The 1,913-nt window shown below is 57.6% G+C and carries 3 protein-coding genes; 2 read left to right on the plus strand and 1 reads right to left on the minus strand.

Features of this window, described 5'->3' with window-relative positions:
- The first annotated feature begins 347 nt into the window (after positions 1-347).
- Entirely contained in the window at positions 348-719 is a 372-nt protein-coding gene (locus AC1D1Z_RS36905) for a COG4315 family predicted lipoprotein (protein ID WP_007797316.1), read from the plus strand.
- Positions 720-883: 164 nt separating this feature from the next.
- On the plus strand, positions 884-1,084 hold the full coding sequence (locus tag AC1D1Z_RS36910) for a hypothetical protein (protein WP_446948914.1): 201 nt from the start codon (positions 884-886) through the stop codon (positions 1,082-1,084).
- A 119-nt stretch (positions 1,085-1,203) separates the two neighbouring features.
- Here the strand turns inward: AC1D1Z_RS36910 and AC1D1Z_RS36915 are convergent, their stop codons facing one another.
- Complete coding sequence (locus AC1D1Z_RS36915) at positions 1,204-1,728, minus strand: S1/P1 nuclease (protein ID WP_477853764.1); 525 nt, start codon at positions 1,726-1,728, stop codon at positions 1,204-1,206.
- Between the last annotated feature and the right edge of the window lie 185 nt (positions 1,729-1,913).

A 1,913-nucleotide genomic window follows, 5' to 3' on the forward strand; every position in this document is an offset into this window, starting at 1 on the left:
ATTGTCATAAGCGGTGCGGCCCGCGTCGCCTTAGATAATTTAGCGTTCGACCTCTATGCCTTTAATAACATAGTCTGAAATTCCGAATTCTGATTCATTGTGGGTGACGAGGTAGTGGCAATTTAGCGGTCAAGCCCGGCCCTTTAGCGAAGTATGGACCGTTTCGGCTTCGACCGCCCTGCCATCATTGGCAGGGTCCGGAGTTGGCGCTTCGTGGACCTTGTAACTATTGCTGGCCTGTCGTGCTCGTCTTCGATGAGCGGAACCGCTTTCATAGTTGGGCGTTTTTGTCAGTTAGATCGGGTACTGCTGGCATTCCGCCAGCACTGCCGAATGGGAGAAAAATCATGAGAACGATATTGATCGCGATAGGTGCGTTAACTGCTTTAACCGGGTCTGCTTTTGCGGCCGAGCCGGCCAAGATGGTCGAGACTAAAATGGGCAAGGTCCTGGCCACTGAAAAAGGCATGGTGCTTTACACATTCGACAAAGATACAAAAGGCAAATCCAACTGCGATAGCGATTGCCTGAAAAAGTGGCCGGCGTTCCACGCTGGAGCCAAGGCCAAGGCGGAAGGCGAATGGTCTCTGGTCAAAGCTGCGGATGGCAAAGAGATGTGGGCCTATGAGGGTAAGCCGCTTTACACCTATGTCGAGGATAAGAAAGCCGGTGAAGCCAACGGCGATGGCGTTGGAGGAGTGTGGCACGTGGCCAAATAGCTCACCGGGGACGGTTCGAATGGGCGGTCGTCGGATCGCCCTGAACCCCAAGACCAACTTCTGGAACGGCCTATCTCTTCTCTCTGTGGCTCCGCCGACAAACCCGGCCTGCCCGGCGCGTCGCATTGTGGAAGGTCGACGAGCAGGCCGATCGAAAGGCACCCGTGAAAACCACCGACCTGGGGCCGCTCGATCTATCGCAGGCGAAGAGGGCGCAATGCGACAAGGAGGTCAAGCCGGAAGGAATGGCGGTTTTGACCAGCCACACGGAGGGATCCGGCGATGTTTATCGACTGGCGATATTTTCCGACGGAATGTGCGACGGCGGACCTGTGATTGTCGACGTTATGCCGACGGCGCCTTAGTCGCGCTGACACAGTTCAGGTTTGACCTCCGTGCGCGGCCACGACCTACGTGCCCTGGCTGCTCGCCAAGCATGACGAGATCGCCGACCTAAACGGTTCCGCGCGCTCCGCTCGGTCGATCAGGGACCTCCTAAAGCGGCATTCAGCACGTTGGCCAGCCTTGCCGCTGCGAGCGACACTTGCTGTTCGGAAATGCGTCTCGCGTTGGTTTCGTATTCACGCGTCAGTTCCGGCTTTTCGCCCTTCACAACCGGCTCCGCATGGGCGTAGGCCTTTGCCAACTCGAAGCTCTCCTGCGCCCATGCCGAAGGGTCCGAAATGGCAGCCTTGTCGGCGGGTGGGGCAGGGATATTGGGAGTTGATACGACGACGCCATCAACCGTCTTGGTATCGAAGCCGTCGAACAGAGCGCCGAATACGGTCGAGTATCCTCCGAACTCGGAATCCCAATATGCATGCAGATTTACAGACGTGCCGTTCGCCGGAATGACGTTAATCTCGTTGCCGCCGCGGTCTCCAGTATCCGGCTCATGCTCGGCTTCATGGATCTTCGTGAACCTGTCGTCGAACAGCGTTACCGCGTGGAGCGGCTGGTGGACGTCGCCGACGGCGGACAAATCGGGCAGGTCACTGGACTGTGCCATCCGAAACTCATCAAGCACGGACCCGAGGCCATCCGCCCCTGCAGCCATCCCTAGGAGGCCGAGGCGGACGACGACGTTCGCCGCCAGTCGACTGGCGCTCTAGTGTCTTCGATAACTCTGAACCGTTCGACGTAGAACAGTATCGAAACGACTTTCGCCTACCCACAATGAGCAAAGGTCCACGA

The sequence above is a fragment of the Rhizobium sp. P1_E1 genome (genome assembly GCF_056406015.1).